15 protein-coding genes are annotated in these 18,425 nt (G+C 45.6%); 8 read left to right on the plus strand and 7 right to left on the minus strand.

The features are described from left to right. Window positions 1–349: 349 nt before the first annotated feature. On the plus strand, window positions 350–742 hold the full coding sequence (locus tag MHN09_RS02510; RefSeq protein ID WP_014951423.1) for a hypothetical protein: 393 nt from the start codon (window positions 350–352) through the stop codon (window positions 740–742). Between the two features lie 90 nt (window positions 743–832). Beyond that, entirely contained in the window at window positions 833–1,141 is a 309-nt protein-coding gene (locus MHN09_RS02515) for a DUF6482 family protein (protein ID WP_014951422.1), read from the plus strand. Window positions 1,142–1,315: 174 nt separating this feature from the next. Here MHN09_RS02515 and MHN09_RS02520 read toward each other — a convergent pair whose 3' ends face one another. From MHN09_RS02520 to MHN09_RS02535, 4 genes are all read right to left on the minus strand, one after another. Further along, window positions 1,316–2,683, minus strand: coding sequence for an AarF/ABC1/UbiB kinase family protein (locus tag MHN09_RS02520; protein WP_239238950.1), 1,368 nt, complete (start codon window positions 2,681–2,683; stop codon window positions 1,316–1,318). Window positions 2,684–3,058: 375 nt separating this feature from the next. Beyond that, window positions 3,059–3,478 carry a hypothetical protein gene (locus MHN09_RS02525; protein ID WP_239238953.1) on the minus strand — a complete coding sequence of 140 codons (420 nt, stop codon included), beginning with the start codon at window positions 3,476–3,478 and terminating at the stop codon, window positions 3,059–3,061. Window positions 3,479–3,762: 284 nt separating this feature from the next. Next, the gene (locus MHN09_RS02530; RefSeq protein WP_239238956.1) at window positions 3,763–4,347 is read right to left on the minus strand and encodes a DUF6702 family protein; all 585 of its coding nucleotides are present in this window, start codon (window positions 4,345–4,347) and stop codon (window positions 3,763–3,765) included. Then, the gene (locus MHN09_RS02535; protein WP_014980757.1) at window positions 4,337–6,799 is read right to left on the minus strand and encodes a M1 family aminopeptidase; all 2,463 of its coding nucleotides are present in this window, start codon (window positions 6,797–6,799) and stop codon (window positions 4,337–4,339) included. The genes MHN09_RS02530 and MHN09_RS02535 overlap by 11 nt, the downstream gene beginning before the upstream one ends. A gap of 193 nt (window positions 6,800–6,992) precedes the next feature. Here MHN09_RS02535 and proB point away from each other — a divergent pair, with 193 nt between their 5' ends. From proB to MHN09_RS02555, 4 genes are all read left to right on the plus strand, one after another. Continuing rightward, window positions 6,993–8,093 carry a glutamate 5-kinase gene (proB, locus tag MHN09_RS02540; protein ID WP_014951417.1) on the plus strand — a complete coding sequence of 367 codons (1,101 nt, stop codon included), beginning with the start codon at window positions 6,993–6,995 and terminating at the stop codon, window positions 8,091–8,093. A gap of 125 nt (window positions 8,094–8,218) precedes the next feature. Then, a complete protein-coding gene (locus MHN09_RS02545; protein WP_014951416.1) occupies window positions 8,219–8,656 on the plus strand; it encodes a thioesterase family protein in 438 nt (145 codons plus the stop codon). Window positions 8,657–8,659: 3 nt separating this feature from the next. Next, on the plus strand, window positions 8,660–9,676 hold the full coding sequence (locus MHN09_RS02550; protein ID WP_239238959.1) for a D-2-hydroxyacid dehydrogenase: 1,017 nt from the start codon (window positions 8,660–8,662) through the stop codon (window positions 9,674–9,676). A gap of 9 nt (window positions 9,677–9,685) precedes the next feature. Then, window positions 9,686–10,588 (plus strand): EamA family transporter, encoded by a 903-nt coding sequence (locus tag MHN09_RS02555; RefSeq protein WP_239238962.1) that lies wholly within the window; start codon window positions 9,686–9,688, stop codon window positions 10,586–10,588. 16 nt (window positions 10,589–10,604) lie between these two features. On the opposite strand, the gene MHN09_RS02560 is transcribed toward MHN09_RS02555, so the two are convergent. Next, window positions 10,605–10,880 (minus strand): hypothetical protein, encoded by a 276-nt coding sequence (locus MHN09_RS02560; protein WP_014951413.1) that lies wholly within the window; start codon window positions 10,878–10,880, stop codon window positions 10,605–10,607. A gap of 210 nt (window positions 10,881–11,090) precedes the next feature. On the opposite strand from MHN09_RS02560, the gene MHN09_RS02565 reads away from it, so the two are divergent. Continuing rightward, the gene (locus tag MHN09_RS02565; RefSeq protein WP_014951412.1) at window positions 11,091–11,597 is read left to right on the plus strand and encodes a sigma-70 family RNA polymerase sigma factor; all 507 of its coding nucleotides are present in this window, start codon (window positions 11,091–11,093) and stop codon (window positions 11,595–11,597) included. Next, window positions 11,590–12,210 (plus strand): hypothetical protein, encoded by a 621-nt coding sequence (locus tag MHN09_RS02570; protein ID WP_168463698.1) that lies wholly within the window; start codon window positions 11,590–11,592, stop codon window positions 12,208–12,210. Before MHN09_RS02565 ends, MHN09_RS02570 begins: the two co-directional genes overlap by 8 nt. Before the next feature lie 42 nt (window positions 12,211–12,252). On the opposite strand, the gene MHN09_RS02575 is transcribed toward MHN09_RS02570, so the two are convergent. Then, the gene (locus MHN09_RS02575; RefSeq protein ID WP_239238965.1) at window positions 12,253–16,125 is read right to left on the minus strand and encodes a translocation/assembly module TamB domain-containing protein; all 3,873 of its coding nucleotides are present in this window, start codon (window positions 16,123–16,125) and stop codon (window positions 12,253–12,255) included. Continuing rightward, entirely contained in the window at window positions 16,122–17,960 is a 1,839-nt protein-coding gene (locus tag MHN09_RS02580) for an autotransporter assembly complex family protein (RefSeq protein ID WP_101566443.1), read from the minus strand. The genes MHN09_RS02575 and MHN09_RS02580 overlap by 4 nt, the downstream gene beginning before the upstream one ends. Window positions 17,961–18,425: the final 465 nt, after the last annotated feature.

Raw genomic sequence — 18,425 nt, forward strand, 5'->3', positions numbered from 1 at the left:
ATACTACCAGAGATAACACCCAAATTTAGAAAATCAATCAAGAGAAATGTTCCCTTAGATTGTAAATTCCTTATTTTGAACACTTTTTAACGTAAAAAAGTCACTTTCCGATTTCTTTTTATACAAATTTAGTGGAAAACCCTCATTTTTTCTTCTCATTCACATTCGATATTATGTAAATGCAAAAATAATTTTAAAACAAATGTTTAACAAATTGGGTTTGTGTACTAATGTGTTGATTAGTCATTGAAAAGCAAATGCTAGCTCGTTGTTATCTATAATAATTAGTGAATATTTCGAGCCTCACGACCCCGTTTCAACTTAAATGTGCCCTTATAGGATAATTAGCGTGAGTAAGTTTAGACAGTATCACCCTAAATTACACCGAGCAGTAAAACGCTACAGTGTTATGCAGCATCTAATCATGCTGGGAGTAATGCTTTATCTCCTTTTAAATATCAATAACTTGTCAACTAAGCATCAGATCATTGCTGTAGCGACTGTCATTGTTATGAGTATACAAAATGGCTTTATACTGTCTAAAGCGAAAGTCGCTTTAGCTGTTGAAGGCCCTAGGTTGCTGGTATTTCCATTACTATGGATTGCTTCTGGAATGGGAACGGCGGCGTTCCTATACAGTGCCTGCTCTCTTGCATCCTTGCTGGTGTTGGCAAATGCAGTACGGTTTAAAAACCACCGACCTCCGCTAGACCTATCTAATGAACCTGAGCACCTTGCCTAACGTATATATTCTGCTTTTTCGCCCTAACTTCCGTCATTAAATAAGAATATAGGGCGTGCAAGGTGCATACTTGGTTCATGAGGTAGAAAAATGCAGAAGTTCTATTTTCGAGATATTGAAGAGTCGCCTACCGCGATAGATTATCTGGAAGTTCAGTCGTATGAGATGAACGTTTACCTGGTTTATCTCACTATCGGCAGTCAAAGTGGCATGCTTTACGACAACAAAGATAAGCCCATGCGTTTTTTTAGTGCCGGCCACATTCGCGAAGCCTTCGCGCATTGTCATGTTCAGCAGGCGGTAATGAAGCACGATACGCCTTACGATGAAATGATTGGCAACCCGCCAAAAAGTAAAGAACAGATGGCGTTACCGTTCAGCATGGATTTGCCTTACTAGACTGTTGTGCGAGTGCTATAGGCTTTTGAAGTGGGTCCTATTTGAGTTCTGTATTGTCGCAGCGCAACGCTTTCACGGTAAAACACGGCACAGCACCGCAAAACCGATCCAAACGATATATAAGCTGTGTAATAAGTAGCTTCTTACTCGCTTAACACACCAACGAAGTGCAGGTTATAGATTCAGCCATGTGCCCGCTGCCTTTCGCATATCTACTTTAGCTTTCAATCGTTTAGCCAACAGAAATAGGCCACCTAGCTTCCTGTGTATAAACAGGGCATCTACTGGCGGTGTATGCCAAAAATTGTGCTCCATAGTCAGCGCCATTCCCTTTTCGTGAAGCCTTGCAATGAGATCGCTTTGGCCAAAGTCATAAGCGCCCTCGCAGCGAATCGCTTCACACGCCTCCATACCAATGTTTATGACGGCGTCGACTTGCGTTTGAGAGTGGCTTTCGTCAATTAATCCTATGCGAAACGCGGCTTGCTGCATCATCGCTCTATCGTTGGCTGCGGCGCTGTTGAGTAACGCTTGATACTGGGCTGAAATGGCGTCAGGCACATCCCGTGTAGCACCAAAATCTAACAGAACGATTTCTTTTGTATCGGGTTTAAACTGGTAGTTGGCTAAGTTAGGGTCGCTCTGCAGCAGCTTAAAATGAAAAATTTCATTAAAAAATAAAGTCATTACCGCCGTCACCACGGCATCTCGGACGTCCTGAGGCTCGTTTAATAGCGCATCTAAGTCTTGCGCCTCTATGAAATCCATCGCTAACACGGTACTGGTGGTAAGGGGAGCAAAGGTTTGCGGAATGACAAACGCATTACTCCCCTTGTTTTGGATGTCGGTGCTTTCAACCAACGCGCGATAACGGTTGAGCATGTCAGCTTCTCGCACATAATCAGCTTCTTGGTGAAGCTGTGCTTTAGCCTCTTGTAAAAGCGGGTTGATATCTAATGATTTGGGTACCAAGCCAGTGAGTTTTATAAGTGTAGCTACGTTGTCTACATCGCTATCTATGCTTTTTTTCACACCAGGATACTGCACTTTTACTGCTAACATCCGACCGTCCATCGTAATGACTTTATGCACCTGACCAATAGAGGCCGCAGCTATAGGGGCAAAGGAAAAGTAAAGTAAGTCATCTTGCCATTTTTCGCCCCAAGACTGATTCAGCGTGGCAATTAGCTGGTCTTTTGGCATCGGGTCAGCGTCGTCCCGTAATCGCCCTAAAATTACCGCGAGCTCTTCGGGGAGAAAATCTCCTGCATCCATAGAAATAAGCTGCCCGAGCTTCATAGCTGCACCACGCATACTGGCAAGCTGATCTGCAATGTTTGAAATGTTTTTGGGCGTTAAGAGCAGCGAAGACAACGCGGGCTTCTCGCCCTTTAACAGTTGTCCTGCACCTTGTGATACTACATTACCTGCAATTCTACCTGCCAATGAGCCCAAGCGGCCTATGCGCGATAAACGCGACGTCGGTACCGCTCTACTAGAACGGGTTGGTGATTCTGCGGATTTATTGGGCTTCTCTGCCATAGGCTCACTCAGTTTTATTAAGGGCGAAGGGTAACGTTTGGTTTTTTTATTGGCTAAACATAACCTAAAAAAGTAACTGGAGTTTATAAATTATACTGTCGGACAAAACGTCTGGATCGGGTTTCCAGCCAAAAGTCATTGAGGACCTGTTGACCATTGCTGTACATCAAAGATCAACAGGACTTAATGTTTAGGAAGTGAGGTTGCCACAGGGCGATCAACGGATAAGACACCTGTTTAAACAGAAGTCTGATTTAAAAGCGCCGTTTAGATTGCCCATAATGTACTTAAAAGAAATGTGTACTTACCGTTCCTAGTCGCTCAGCGGTTTCTAACTAGGCAAGTTGTACAAGGCAATTATATAAACACTGTGTGCTAGATTATCTGTGAAATAAATTGAATCACTAGTCCAACAACGCTTCCATAAGCAAACCCAGCCCAGCCACTTGTCACTCTATAACGCCAAAGTGCTGCACCAAAAAAGCCACACCAAAGCATGGCAGAATAGGTGGAAACAAGGCCGCCGCCCATCCCTGTATCAGGCAAAAACAGCATGACGACAAAGGTTAGCGCCATTGCGCCACTTAACAGCACCCACATGATATTTTTCTTATCAGCGAACGCATTGTTTTGTTTGACGTTCTTTGCATCGGCATCTTGCGTTTGCTTTGCATTTTCTGCTTGAACAGCGCACTGAGCTGCTTTAGATGCACGTAGTTTTCGTGCACTACGCTCACTTCTTGATTGGGGTTTCTTGACCTGTGAAGGCAACGGTGATGTAGCGCTATGGGTCATGATGTACCTCATTAACTGAATTTAGTAACTGTTTATCCATAATTAAGGTAGAGCATGCATGCCAAGATGACTATACGACTTCGGTCTCACACGACAATTAGAAAACGTGTTTTAGGATTTTCCCTATTCGAATGCGGCGCTCGAATTAGAGGGGGCAAAGGCTGAGGTAGGCATCCATTATCTACAAGAACACCGTGAAGCACGTAAACAAAAAAGCCCACCCGCAATCACTGCCGTTTGACAAGGAATGCGGGTGGGCTTTCATAAACTTATACCGTTAGGTATTAGTGATGGTCGCTATTTTGGCTTTTGAAGCTTACTTCCAGCAAATTTACGCTATCAGCAAAGGTCAGGGTTTTGATATCACCCTTGCCTTCTACATTTAGCGTATTCACTTGTTTTGGCCACAAGTCACGCAATGCATCATGGCGAATTTTAATGCCGTCAAGTACAGGCGGCTCAGCAGTTTCCTGATAAACCCAAAAGTGCTTACCTTCAACTTCAAAGCCAACATCAGCAAGCTTTAATGGCTCGCCTGCTGCATTTAAAATTGCAAAGTGGTGGGCGACGTAATCAGCGAACTGTTGCTGCGTTTCTATGTCGTCCATAATATCCGCGTGCTTGTCAAACAGCGCCTTAACCGCGTGTTCAGCATCGTGCAAATTAAAGCGGTGCATCACCTCAATATTTTCTGTTCTAGGATTGAACAGTACCGTGGTAATTGCTGCTTTTATTTGATGCGCTTGGGCTGCAGTGCTATACGACATTGCGCTAACTAATAGCGCAGCCGTAATTGCGAATGCACTTACGCTTGCAAGCAGAGCATGAGCGCTCTGCTGCAAGCGAGCCAAAGACAACTTATTCGTCATCTTTGTCCTCGTCGTCGGTTTTCAGTTCGGTCTTTGAGTCGTGCATAAGGTCACGGTACTCGTAAGTGTTACGCGGCTTATTCTTATACGCTTCAATACGCGAAGGAATGATACGACGCGGGTAGTGGTTATTTTCCACATCTACGTCTGCGGTTTCCCAGTGCGGATCAACGGTTACGCTTACCAGCTCTTTGTCTTTGTCGGTAACAATAAGCTTGCTTACGGCTTTAGGTGTACGACGCCAGATTTCCGCAGGAATACGCATTTCTTCTTTCGTGCCGTCTTCAAACGTTAGTTCAAGAATGATTGGCATCACCAACCCACCCTTGTTGCTGAAATCTAGCACGTAGTAGTTTTTGTCTTCTTTCACCGCACGCTCAAACGCTTTACGCTCCCAAGGCTCAAGATCTTTCAAGAATTTCTTGTACTTGTTACGCTCTTTGTTAGTTACGGTGTAACGATCGTTTTCGTCGTAGAAGTCACTGATATCTTCAAAGCGATCTACCCAAAGCTTTTTGCCTTCTTCTTTATTACGAAGGTCGGTAAGTGACTTCGGTTTTTCCATTTCTGCTTCGCGCTCGCGAGCAAAATCGATATCTGGATCTTCAGTGTCTAAACGAAGCTTGTATACGCTGTCTAGGCTAATATCTACATGGTCTGTGGTGTAAAACCAACCACGCCAGAACCAGTCTAGGTCAACGCCTGACGCCTCTTCCATAGTACGGAAGAAATCTGATGGTGTAGGACGTTTAAACATCCAACGCTGCGCGTACTCTTTAAACGCGAAATCAAACAGCTCACGGCCAAGAATAGTTTCGCGAAGAATGTTAAGTGCTACTGCAGGCTTGGTATAGGCATTTGGGCCAAGGCGAAGTACTGAGTCAGACTGGGTCATAATTGGCACCTGCGTCTGAGACTTCATGTAGCCAGTGATATCACGTGGCTCAACGCCCCAAGGGATCGTAGGATCCCACTCGCGACCGGCAACGCCGTCTAGGAAGCTGTTCAGACCTTCATCCATCCATGTCCACTGGCGCTCGTCAGAGTTAACTGTCATAGGGAAATAGATATGACCTACTTCGTGAATAACCACGCCAATAAGGAAACGTTTCTCAGCAAGCGAGTACGTGCGTGAACCATCGTCACGAAGCTCTGTACGCGGGCCGTTAAAGGTGATCATGGGGTATTCCATGCCGCCAACTGGACCATTTACTGATTGGGCTACTGGGTATGGGTAATCGAAGCTAAAGCGGCTATAAACATCCATGGTGTGGATGATTGATTCTGTAGAATACTTCTGCCATAGCTCGCCACCTTCTTTCGGGTAGAAAGACATAGCCATTACCAATGGTTGAGTGTCACCGCCTTGCTGATAACCACGCGCATCCCACGCAAATTTACGCGAAGAGGCCCATGCAAAGTCACGTACGTTTTCTGCCTTAAAGGTCCAGGTTTTAAGCTTAGTCGTGCCTTCTTTTTCGTTCTCGATTGCTTCTTCTGGTGAAACAATGAATACGATACGGTCAGCTTTTTCTGCCTTTTTCAGACGGTCGCGCTGTGTTTTAGTTAACACGTCTTTCGGGTTTTGAAGCACACCCGTTGACGATACGATGTGGTCAGCCGGAACCGTAATATCTACTTCGTAGTTACCGAATTCTAGCGTGAACTCGCCACGGCCAATAAATTCTTTATTAGTCCATGCTTCGTAGTCGGTGTATGCAGCTAGGCGTGGGAACCACTGTGCTAGCAAGAAGATGTCGTTACCACCTTCACGTTCGTCATCTGGGAAGTGCTCGTAACCTGCACGTGCTGAAACCGCGTCTTCTTCTACAATGTTAAACGCAAAATCGATATCGAACGTAACTTTGCTGCCTGGCTTCAACGGTTGAGCCAAGTCAACACGCATTAAGGTGCCAACTACTGTGTGACGTAAGTCGTTGCCCGCTTTGTCTTCAACACGAGAAATGGTATAGCCCAGCTCGTTGTCGTCAACAAACTGCTGACGGCGCAATGCACCCATGCTTAGCTTAGCTGGCGCATCGCCGCTAGCAGCTTGCGTACCCGGCCCGCGGTTACCGATACCGCCAAACGTGGTAGTAAGCGCAGACATTGAATCGTCGCGGAATTTGTTTTGGTCAAGCTGGATCCACAAGTACTTAAGCGTATCTGGCGCGTTGTTGTGGTAAGTAATGGTTTCGCTTGCTTCAATGCGGCGTTTGTCTTCAAGTAGCTTTACGTCAATATCGTAATCTACTTGTTGTTGCCAATATTGGTGGCCTGGCTCACCAGCGGCGTTACGGTATACGTTTGGAGTAGGAAGAACTTCGTCCAGCTGACGGAATTTATCTTCGAAATCGCCTTTAGTTTGTTTAATAGCGGCGGTACTAGGAAGAGAAATCAGCATAGACAACACTGGCGCTAGCCAGAAAAAGTGTCGTTTTGCGGTGCTCATGCAGGTTCCTTGCAACTTGTAAGTTAGAATTGTTATAAGATAACACCGCCTAGTATATAAGTATGCCTGTCACAATCCAATTTTTTGACCGTAAACTAACCATGTTTTAACGCAAAAAAACTGTAACAGATCGTTTTGTTTCGCGCTTTAACTGTCGTATTCTTAAGCTCTTGTTTTCTTTTTTCTTCCCCCTATGAACCGTTTTAATTGGCAACGTGCCGTTATAAAAGTTGGCAGTGCGCTTATTGCTCCTGAAGGCAATGAGTGTAGTGGGCGTTATTTACTGTCTCTTGCTCGATTTATTACTGCTAGTCGCGAAGCTGGCAAAGAAATTATTCTTGTCTCTTCTGGCAGTGTTGCCGCGGGCCGCAGCAAAGTGAAGGTTCGTCACAACGCATCTATTGCAGAAAAACAAGCCATGGCTGCGATTGGCCAGAATTTAATGATGGCCAACTGGCAGCGCTTTTTCGATTTTCCCTGTGCACAAGTATTGTTAACGGCGGATGATCTACGCGATAGAACCCGCTACGTAAATATTAAAAATACCTTGCGCGAAATTTTGAATCACAATGCGTTACCCATTGTGAATGAAAACGACACGGTTGCAGTGAATGAACTTAAAGTGGGTGACAACGATAACTTAGGTGCCTATACGGCGTTAGTTGCTCAAGCTGACACGCTGATTATCTGCTCAGATATCGATGGTTTATTTACCGCAGATCCAAGAAAAGACGCCAGCGCCACACTCATTCCACAGGTAGATAAAATAGACAGCACCATTTACGGTCTTGCCGGCGGCGCTGGAACTGCGGTAGGAACTGGCGGCATGCGCACAAAAATTGAAGCGGCAGACAAGTGCACCAGTAGCGGTATTCAAACTCTTATTGTAAACGGTCGAAAAGGCGAAACCTTCGATGCATTACTTGAAGGTAAAGTGCCGGGAACCCTATTCAATGCTAGTAGCACTCCCGCCAGCGCGCGCAGACTGTGGCTTACCCATACTCTAAAAACCGCTGGCAGAATAGACGTTGATAGCGGTGCGAAAGAGGCGTTAGTGCGAAAAGGTGCGTCATTACTGCCATCGGGTATTGTTGATGTCGTCGGTTTGTTTGAACAAGGCGACGCTGTTGAAGTGGTGTGCCAAGGCGAAGTTATTGCCAAGGGGCTTTGCCTGTATAACGCAAAAGACTTAACGCTTATAAAAGGGAAAAAGTCGAAAGAAATTGCCAGTGTGTTAGGTTATGAAACAACGGATGTTGCCATTCACCGTGACGATATGGTGCTTTACTCATAGCGCTACTCAAAAGAATCGCTGCAATAGACTACCGCACATTAAACATTAATTGGCGTTAGTCGTTCATCGATTTTCATTATTTGCGCCAACAACAAAGCGATACATTTATTCACTAAGGGACGATCATGACTGATATCACACCTACACTTGCCGACTACCCTTACAAAGTCACTATCGCCACGCGTTGGCAAGACAATGATGCGTACGGACATATCAACAATGTTGTGTACTATGGTTTCTTTGATACCGCGGTAAACCGTTTTTTAATCGAAGAAGGTGGGCTAGATATACACAACGGGCAATCCGTGGCGTATGTGGTAAGCAGTCAGTGTCAGTACATTGCTCCGGCAGCCTACCCTGAAGACATTTTTGTAGGCTTGCGCGTTATCAAAATTGGTAGAAGTTCAGTGACTTATGGTCTATCGGTTTATGCCGGAGAGAATAAGCGACGCGTGGCTCATGGCCAATTTGTGCATGTGTTTGTAGATAGAAAAACCGACAAGGCCATTCCTATTCCTGTTAATGTGAAAACAGCGTTAGAGTCGATTGTGGAAGTAATGTAGAGCATGGCAAAAATGACGAAACACAATGCATCACAAGCGATGAGCAACGGCAATCAAAAGCAGGTTGTCTTTCTAGACGCCGAAACCATGGATTTGCCCAGCCTTGATACCTCGTCACTAGATGACGTACAAAACAATTTCGACGCCGCGATTACGCTTCATCAACAAACTCAAGCCGAAGATGTGGCCGAGCGCATTAAAAATGCCGATGCTGTGCTGGTTAACAAAGTCGTGCTACAAGCCAAAGATTTACAGCAGGCCAGTCAGCTTCGCTATATTGGTGTAACTGCGACCGGCATGAACAATATCGACCGTGATTACTGCGAACAGGCTGGTATTACCGTTCAAAATGTAGAGGGCTATGGCACTGATAGCGTTGCTCAACATACGTTGACCTTGGCGTTGAATTTGGCCACCAATTTTGTGGCGTATCAGCGCGATATGCGCAATCAAGCATGGTCTACATCTTCTCATTTCTGCTTACTCAATCATCCCGTGGTGGAATTGGCGGGTAAGCATGCGGTAATTGTTGGGCATGGCGAGCTTGGCAAGCGTGTAGAAGCATTGTTTAAGGCTATGGGTATGCAGGTGAGTATCGCTGCTCGCCCAGGTAAACAAGACGACCCTCGTCCAAGTCTTGCATCGCTTTTACCAAATGCCGATGTGGTAAGTCTTCATTGCCCGCTTACTGAAGCCACCGATAAGCTGATTAATGCCGAGACGTTGTCGCTGATGAAGCCAACCGCTTTTCTCATTAATACGGCTCGCGGCGGTTTGATTGATGAGGAGGCACTCTATCATGCGCTTAAAAACAACCAAATTGGTGGCGCGGGATTAGATGTACTAAGTGTCGAGCCTCCGCCTTTTGATCATATATTGCTTAAAGAGGCACTACCTAACTTGCTGGTAACGCCGCATAATGCGTGGATTGGTAATGGCGCTAGGCAAAAACTGCTAGATAGTGCTATCGACCATTTATCTGCCCACTTATCTTCTTGTTTATCAGCTTCCCAGGGCTAGAACACCGCTATGAATAACGCAACCTTATTTGCTCTGTGCTGCCTGATTTGGGGCTCAACCTGGATAGCCATCACTTACCAAATAGGGTATACCTCTGAAACGTTTGCCATTGCGCTGCGTTATTTATTGGCGTCGGCCTGTTTAGGGATTTACTGTGTTATTAGGCGTTTGCCGCTTAAGCTACCGGTACATGTTCATGTGAAAATGGCCGCAGTCGGTCTCTTTTTATACAGCTTAAATTACACGCTGCTGTATATGGCGCAAGCGCACATAATTAGCGCGCTGTTAGCCCTTATGAGTTCTTGTATTATCTACATTAATGTTGTGCTTCGGCGATGGTGGCTTAAAGAGCCTATAAGAAAAGAAGTGGTTATAGGTGCTACATTTGGCTTGCTGGGCATTGTGTGTTTGTTTGTGCCGGAGTTTTCCAAAGTCTCCATGGATGCGGCGCTTGCTACCGGCCTCGCTATAGCGTTTGTCAGCTTTTTTTGCGCCTCAACAGGTAACGTTATCTCCGAGCGTATTTTGACCTCGGGTACGCCTGTTATCCAAATGAACTTCTATGCCATGAGCTATGCCATGGTGCTGCTTTTCATCACCTCACTGGCAATGCCGGGTAAGTTGGTCATTCCTACCCAACCCGAGTTCTATCTGTCGCTGCTTTATCTGGCTATCTTTGGCTCTGTGTTTGCGTTTGGCGCGTACATGAAACTGTTAAAGCAAATGGGCGCTGACAAGGCTGCATATGTGGTCTTGGTATACCCCATGGTTGCACTGGTTATTTCCACCTTTTTCGAAGGCTATACCTGGAGCGTTTTATCTGTGGTTGGGGTGGTCATTGTGCTGGTAGGCAACGCCATTGCAATGGGAAAAATTCCCCGCTTTATGCGTCGCCCACCGGTGTCGAGCTAGGAGCTGGTAAAACCGTTTATTTGAGCGCGTTGATTTTCTTATTCAGTTCGTAAGCAGGCTCGGTAACAATGGTTTCAAGGGTTTCGATTCGCGCCATCAAAGCTTCAATCTGCGCATCTTTTTCCTCTAAACGCTGCTGCTGTTTGTCGGTCACGCTTTTAACGAACGGGTTGCTGCACTCGCCGTTCATCCAGTCGTTTAGTCGCCACTGAAATTTTGCGTCTAAGTAGCTTGCCAAAAGCACAAGCGACGTCAGGCTGCCAATTAACAAAACTATACTTAACGTAGACATAATTTTTTCCTAATCCAAATTTCAAGGTTGAAGGCTTTTAGGGAAAATGCCCTAAACGCACGTTACTGCACTTACTGTTTTAACTAGTCGTTTGTTGCTTAAAAAAATTACAGCATTGACGAAAAAAGTTTGTAATAAAAATTCGCGGGGGCAGACTGATAGAAGTAACACAATAAAATAACAACAGTTTTTGTGATTAGGGATGTGACGTTGGGGCAGGGTTTTGAAGATGTTTTTGCGCAATACGGGGCAATACTGAGCCGTGTAGCCAACAGCTATGAAGCAAACGAAGCGATGCAGCAAGAATTATTGCAAGAAATTGCTATTGCCGTCTGGCAGGGGCTGTCTCGCTTTAAGGGCGATAGCAGCGTGAAAACCTATATTTTGAAGATAGCTCATAACCGCGCAGTTACTCACGTAGCAAATCAAGTGAAGCGTCTCGATACCCATCAATATGACCACGATGATTTGGGCTCTGACAGGTTCGTGAGTACTACCCATTCACCAGAGGAAATGTCTAGTCAACACCAGTCATTAGAACGCCTACTTCGCGCGGTACGGGCACTTCCATTGCAGTCAAGACAAGTGCTAACGCTTTCTCTTGAAGGCTTAAGTTACGATGAAATTGCAGACGTCTGTGGTCTGACTAAAAATCATGTTGGTGTGATTTTAAAGCGCGCCAAGCAAAGTATCATGCAGGAGCAACCGCATGCATAATTCAGATAAAGAGAATCAAACGAACCCGCCCGTATCAGCAGACGATGCGCAAAATGATGGCCTTTCTGCGCTATGGCAAGCTCAGCCAGTTACGACTATCAACCTCTCGGAAGTAAAAGCCAGTTTAAGCAGCGAGCGAACCAAGCAACGCTGGTATATGTTGGTTGACTCCTTAGCGTTTATCCCAGCGATCTACTTGCTAGTTGTTACTTGGGAAAAGTTCACTTTTGTCGCCCACGCGATGTTTGTTTTTATGCTGGTCACGGCTCTTCCCTTGCTTGTTTATCAGCTGTGGTTAAGAAGAGTGGCTGCATTTTCAAAAGACACTCAAACCGCTGACCACCTAATGCAGCTAATAAAGCAAATTAAGAATAACGTGAAGATTGCTGTAATCACTAAACACTCGACATGGACTGCAGTGTTATTTGGATGTGCCTTTCTGGTGGAGCGCTATTTTTATGGGGAGCTTACCCCAGAGAAAGTTATGAAGATGGCTATAGTTATGACGTCCATGAGCGTTGTAATGCTAGTGTGGTATGTGTGGGCGAGCAAAAGACAAAAGCGTTTTGAGCGTCAACTCGAAACGCTTGAGAAGATGGCACAGCAGCGTTAAGGGCGCATGAGTGCAAAAGTACGATGTTTTGACTTTGAGCGCTTAATTGTTATTACTTGTGCTCGGAGTGCTCACATTATCTTTCAGATCTTGCTCTGCGCTTTCATTGGACTCGTCAGCTTCACTGTCGTCTTCATCACTATCTCTACGGGTTCTGTTATCACCCAAGAAAAACTCATAATAAAGGTCCAACGCGAACTCAGATTGGTCTTCCAGTGTGGTTTGAATGGCTTCTAAATATAAACTAGGTAGAAGCTGATATTTTACCGCCAAGTCAGGCGGTAGTTGTCTGCGTCGTAGCGTACTATTGGCGTCGTTGTTACTTAGACCCACGTCCACATTGTATTCCACAGATAATCGCTCGTTTATCTGCCCTCTTACCGACAGTAAATCTTCGTTAGTGCTTAAACTAAAATCATCAATACCTAGCGCGCTTCCCACTTGTCCTGTCAGGGTTTTGGTGTTGGATAAACCAAAACCTACCAGCAGCGCAGCGTAGTTAGGATCTTGTGTGCCCGAGTTCGGTCCAGAACCTGTAAGTAGATATGACAATACGCCCTGTTGATCCATTGCAGGCTCAGAGAACAGGTTAATACTTGGCGAGTCAGCCGCGCCATCAATTCGGATACCTGCAATTACGTCGTCATCGGTTTTAGCCGGGTCGCGGATGGCTTCGACCAGCAACAAAGGTTGGTCAATTGGGCCGTTAAATTGTACTTCACCGGTTTGAATAATTAACTGTTGTCCGTAAGCGTTGTATCGACCATTTAAAATTTGAAGGTCACCATAGCCCACAAGTGCAGGTTGAGTGTTTACGCGAATGCCACCATACAAACTTGCAGTAAGTCCAAACGCTTCGAGTTTTACTTCTTCGGTTTTGTTTTTGTCGATGTTGACCAATACCGAAGCGTGGACGATATCTAGCGGTTCCTCTCTATCCGGTTCGCCACGCAGGTGCACGTCTTTTGATGGGGAAACAGCACTCTCAGGTAGCGACTCTATTTCAATTCTCGCCCAAGGAATATTTACCTCGCCACTCACGTCCACTTTTTCTTTTGTGGCGGCGATATCGATATTCGGTGATACCTTGAGTCGAATGTTTGGCTGACGAATTTCGAAACCGTTTCCCTTTAAATTAAATGTCGCACTGGGGTTGGATGACCAGTCTAACTCGCCTTTTAACGCCCCTTTTCCTCCGCCTAGTAAGAAGGTGCCGTCTAGTGCAGCGGTTTGACCATTAAGCGATACTTTTTGATTCCAATCGGCCAGTGTCACAGGCGTATCTTGTATATCGATAGCGCCATTTGAAACCGTCAATTCACCGTTAAGCGTAGGGTCGTCAATGTAACCACTTAACGATACGTTCCCATTTAACTTTCCTGTAAGGGTTCTGATAGCAGGGGAAAGGGGTTTGAATGGTGCAACATTAAGCCCTTGCATCTCTAGTTTACCATCGAGTGGTATACGCGATTCGAAAGGACGGGTATTCAAGGTTAGTGTTGCATCCCCGACATCTTGGCTTGAGATCACAGACGTTGATGCTAACTGCCCCTGCTTTATCTCTCCTTTAGTTTCTATGGAGTTAATAGTGAGCGTTAGCGGGCGCGTTTCACCAAGTTGCCATGGCGCAGAACTCATAGACGCAGTAAATGTAGCATCGATTGGGTCGTTAGCTGAGTAGCTGCCTTTGGTTTTTACGGTAAGTGTTGCTTGTGAGGGGCTTGAAACAACAGTAGGCGCTAACTCGTTCGCCCACAACCCGATGGGCAGCGCCGTCGCGCTGATATCCCAACTGGCTTTGTTTTGTTGATAATTCACGTTTGAAATACACAGCTCACCTTCTTTTCGAGAGGTCCAACAGTGCTGACCTATTTTAGCCGTTATAGGTGTGGTGCCTATATCTACACTAAACGGGCTTGATAGCGTCCACTGCATATTAGCGAGCTTCAATGCGGTATCACTAATTTCTCCCACCCAGTGATTGTTAGTCCATGCACCTTTTAAAGACAGCCCAATATTATTGTTGGGCACAGCTAGGTCAATATCTGCGGTGTGGTCGCGATAGGTACCGTTAACTTTGATTTCGCCGTTCAATGGTCCTTGCTGCGCGGCAGAGGCATTTAAATTGGGTGACACAGCAATATTAGATAGGGCGAGTGTGCCGTTAGCACTTGGGTTTTGCCAAGGACCGGCGGCTGTGATATTGCCACTTATCGCACCTGTCACTTCTGGGTATAGGCTTGAAATAGCGTTAACGTTTATCGCAATATTTGCATTTAAATGCCGCTTATTCAGTACTTGAGCAATGGCGCGTATCGTGTTTCGCTCTTGCTCGTGTTTTTGAATGATATTGACGTTAGTAACGAATAAGTCGCTGGGGCCAGCATAAACCGCATTCCCCTTCACCTGAAGCGGTTTGCCCTGAAGTACGCCCGAGACAGTCATATCTCTTAGGCTCATGTGTAATCCGCCGCGCTCAGAGTATTGCAATATACTGTCTATTTCTCCGCTAATTTTTTCAGGCGCATAAGTGCTGAATTGCCGCCCTGATACATTCTTAAGCGTTGTCTTACCTTCCCACGCGATACTTTCATTTAGATAAAGGGTACCTGTGTTGGTTAAGCTTCCATCCAAAGCGTTTATATTGGCTTGATTAACAAAAATATTGTTCTTTTTCAGCACCACATCAAGTGATACCGGTACATTGCCAATGTCAGGCAATGTAGCTGCGCCAGCTCCTTTAAGTACGTAATCACCCATGGTGCCGGAAAGCGTTAACTGTCCTTCTTTGAGCGTAGTGTTTTCCACTGTCGGTATGGCTTGTTCTTGCCAGTTCGCTGTGAATTCTATGGGAAGGTTGCTGTCTAGAATGTTGGCCATTAGGTTAGCGTTTGCGGTTACCGCGCCTTTGGCTACAACTGACAGCGTTAAGTCGTCCAACGCACCCGCGGCCGCTACACTCAGTTCTTGTGGTGTGTCGCCAAGCTTCGTTTTCGCGTTAATAGCCACATTTAATGGGAAATTTCCGTCAAGTGTTGCGCTCGCTTTTCCTTTCACCTCACCTTGTTCATGTACAACGGTCATTTCTTCAATAGCGACATCGCTGCCCTTAAAGTGAGCCTCTAACAGCGAGATGAGTGAAATGTGCTGTTTGCTCTCCCCTTGAATTATGTGTAGATCTTCTACTAAAAAAGTACCAAGAGACAAAGGAATAGGCGTAGCTATATTTGGTAGTACGGGGACGTCGTAACTTAGTGAGTATGACGTAGGCAAAGCGCTATCAGCACTTGGAGCCTGTTCTTTTTTGGGAGCAGGCTGCTCACTATTAGTTTCCGATGCATTGGTCATGGCTGCCGGTGAAGAGCTGGCAGCTTCATCTTGGTTTAGCAGAGCAATGCGAACACCTTTTGCGGCGATGCTGTCAAGTATGAGGTCGCTATTTCCTTCAAAATCGGTTAGCTCTAGTTCATCAATTTCTACTGTTGTCGTAAGTAGAGCAAGTTTGATATTCGTTAGCGCTAAATACCCAACATCAATAGGCAGCGGTAATTCAATCTGGCCACCTGCAGGTGCATCATCGGAAGAGTCAGGCGCGTTTGAGCGCTGTGTGAGCGTAGCGTTTTCCAGCGTGACTTCATTGACACACACTCTAGGCTCAAACAAACAACGCCAGGTAATATCAATGTAGGCATATTGTGCAGACACCTTCCATTGCGGGTTTTCCCACTCCACATTATGCACTTCTAGTGTGTCAGCAAACCCACCGTCAATGGCATCGATGGAAAGGTTTTCAACAAACGTGTTGGCCAGTAACTTAACGGTAGGGCCGCCTAGAGGACTTATCAAAACCGCATACAACGCGACCAGTATAAGAACCGGTGAAAGTAAAATAGCCGAAAGCGTACGTTTTCTCATAGCTCAGGCCCCAACAAAATATGTAACTGCCATGTATTCTCGTCTGGCGCAAAGCCTCTTGCCACGTAAAGTCTGACTGGACCAATTGGTGAAAGCCAATGTACACCAGGTCCAACGCTATATGTCAGCGTTGTGCTGGTGTCGTTTGTTGCTGTACCTGCATCGACAAACGCTGCCACTCTCCAATTATCTGCCACTTGATAGGCATACTCTACACTCGATGTAGCAAGGTACTTCCCTCCAATAGAGTCAACAATGAGTTCTCCTGTTTCTGGATCAATGACTTCAGCTGTCGGAGAAATTTCGCGATAGTCGAAGCCGCGAACACTTTTATCGCCCCCTGCATAAAAACGCAACGACGTTGGCACCTCATCAAAACTATTGGTTTTAATAACCCCAGCTTCACCGCGTATGGTTATTCTGTGCACATTGTTAAAGGTACGGATAAGCGTGGCTTCAACCACGGCTTTGGCAAAATCGATATCAGAACCATAACCTTCTCTGCCTATTTGAGTGAGCATTTGAAGGTAGGTACCATTATTAATGTTGAGCTCACTGTCTTTATCGCGATAGGTTAACGAGTACCCGGGTAATACTAGGGACGTGGTGTTTGTACTCAATTCCCCTTGATCATAAGTTTCACGTAGATAGGTCACCGAGCCATCGTGTTGCCATGGTGAATTGTCATGTTGCCAGTAACGGTGTGCAGACAAAGATAGGGTTTCACTCTCAAAGGAAGTGTTGCTGTACTCTATAAATTGGTAACCCGCCTCTATACTCGCGTAATCCCGCGTTATGTTTCTCATAGGTATACGGTAGTCGGCAGTCACTGATTGTTCTGGCGCTGAAATGAAAATATCAGATGAAACAGAGTGCCCTTTACTATTCACCCAAGGACGCTCCCATCCTAAGCGAACCCGTGGGCCCGTGTCAGTGGCTGCGCCAACAGAAACGTTAAATGCGTCTGTGGGTCTGTGAAGTAACGATACCTCAACCGGTACCAGCAAACCATCAGCCTCACTTACAACCGGGCGTGCAATAACGCGGGTAAAATACCCAGATTGATTAAGGCTTCTGTTGAAATCGGCAAGTGTTGCTGAAGAGTACGCATCGCCTGTTTTAAACGGCTTTAGCCGCTCAATGATGGCTTTCGCTTTGTCATCGCCAATAAATTTTAGCTCTCCAAATTGGTACTGGGGCCCGCTTTGCGCAATCAAAAGTACGTTTGCTTGTTTTTCGTCACGCACTAGGTCGAGACGCGTCGCCTGCCAAAAATAATCAAAATAGCCATTAGATAAGGCGTAGTTAAACATGGACGACTTAAACGACTCGTAAATGGTTTGGTTTAACACGTCGCCTTCTTTAAGCTTTAGTGAATTAAAACGTTCTCTGAAAGCCTTATCTTCACGTCCTGCACCTATTATTTCGCGAGTCACTTTATTTATGGTAAGCGGCGCATTCAAAGCAACATTCACTGTAACCTTGTCGCCCTCTTCAATACTTACCTTGGTCTCGCTGTTGTAATAACCATAGGGTTGAACCGCTGTCGCTACTGTTTCGCCCACTTCATCTTGCCAGTAAGGGTCAGTAAGCAACGATTTTTCCACGTCGAGACTGTTTAAATGCAGGCGGATATTATTACGCAGTTTGTCGTCTTCTACGCCCTGAATGTTATAGGAAATAGGGTCTTGGGCATGTGAAAAAGTAAAGAGAGCACACACTAGCGTGCACAATGTACTGCCCACCAAAACTCGGACTGCTTTGGTGATTCTAAACATAAATTGTCGGAAAAGATGGTCTTGCAAACTGGCAAGCCCGCTCCAAATCGAAGGCATGAAAAGGCTAAATCCTTAAGGTAACGCTGGGCTGTGAAGCTTACCGCTTGATGGTAAAATCCATATTATGTCTGTGGTTAATGATACCACATTTGCAATTTGTATCCGCAAACTACGACGAGAGATCAAATAATTGCGCTGACGTCGGTAAATAATACCAATCCGCATAGATAATTGCCCACTCAGAAGGCGCTGGCAAGTTTCCTAGCAAAGCGTGGGAATGCAGGAATGGCTGTTCCCTTTCAAATTCCCATACGAACATTTTAACTCTCGCTGAGTGGGTAATGATCTATGCGGATTGGTATAGAATGCACTCAACGTATTTTTCTGACTAGAATGCCCGTCTTCAGAACATATCTGGCACATCCACTCACTGAACATAGAGCCTAGCATTGCTTTGTTTTTGTACATCTGGGCATGAGTGAGTATACTCTGTGTAACTTAACTTCGAGTTTTTTGCCTAAG

Source organism: Alteromonas sp. MmMcT2-5 (assembly GCF_022348315.1).
Lineage (GTDB): Bacteria > Pseudomonadota > Gammaproteobacteria > Enterobacterales > Alteromonadaceae > Alteromonas > Alteromonas macleodii.

Coding starts and splice junctions, on each gene's coding strand:
- MHN09_RS02555 (WP_239238962.1), top strand. CDS start 9,686: ATGAATAACGCAACCTTATTTGCTCTGTGCTGCCTGATTTGGGGCTCA.
- MHN09_RS02575 (WP_239238965.1), bottom strand. CDS start 16,125: ATGAGAAAACGTACGCTTTCGGCTATTTTACTTTCACCGGTTCTTATA.
- MHN09_RS02560 (WP_014951413.1), bottom strand. CDS start 10,880: ATGTCTACGTTAAGTATAGTTTTGTTAATTGGCAGCCTGACGTCGCTT.
- MHN09_RS02525 (WP_239238953.1), bottom strand. CDS start 3,478: ATGACCCATAGCGCTACATCACCGTTGCCTTCACAGGTCAAGAAACCC.
- MHN09_RS02515 (WP_014951422.1), top strand. CDS start 833: ATGCAGAAGTTCTATTTTCGAGATATTGAAGAGTCGCCTACCGCGATA.
- MHN09_RS02550 (WP_239238959.1), top strand. CDS start 8,660: ATGGCAAAAATGACGAAACACAATGCATCACAAGCGATGAGCAACGGC.
- MHN09_RS02535 (WP_014980757.1), bottom strand. CDS start 6,799: ATGAGCACCGCAAAACGACACTTTTTCTGGCTAGCGCCAGTGTTGTCT.
- MHN09_RS02570 (WP_168463698.1), top strand. CDS start 11,590: ATGCATAATTCAGATAAAGAGAATCAAACGAACCCGCCCGTATCAGCA.
- MHN09_RS02545 (WP_014951416.1), top strand. CDS start 8,219: ATGACTGATATCACACCTACACTTGCCGACTACCCTTACAAAGTCACT.
- MHN09_RS02520 (WP_239238950.1), bottom strand. CDS start 2,683: ATGGCAGAGAAGCCCAATAAATCCGCAGAATCACCAACCCGTTCTAGT.
- MHN09_RS02530 (WP_239238956.1), bottom strand. CDS start 4,347: ATGACGAATAAGTTGTCTTTGGCTCGCTTGCAGCAGAGCGCTCATGCT.
- proB (WP_014951417.1), top strand. CDS start 6,993: ATGAACCGTTTTAATTGGCAACGTGCCGTTATAAAAGTTGGCAGTGCG.
- MHN09_RS02580 (WP_101566443.1), bottom strand. CDS start 17,960: ATGCCTTCGATTTGGAGCGGGCTTGCCAGTTTGCAAGACCATCTTTTC.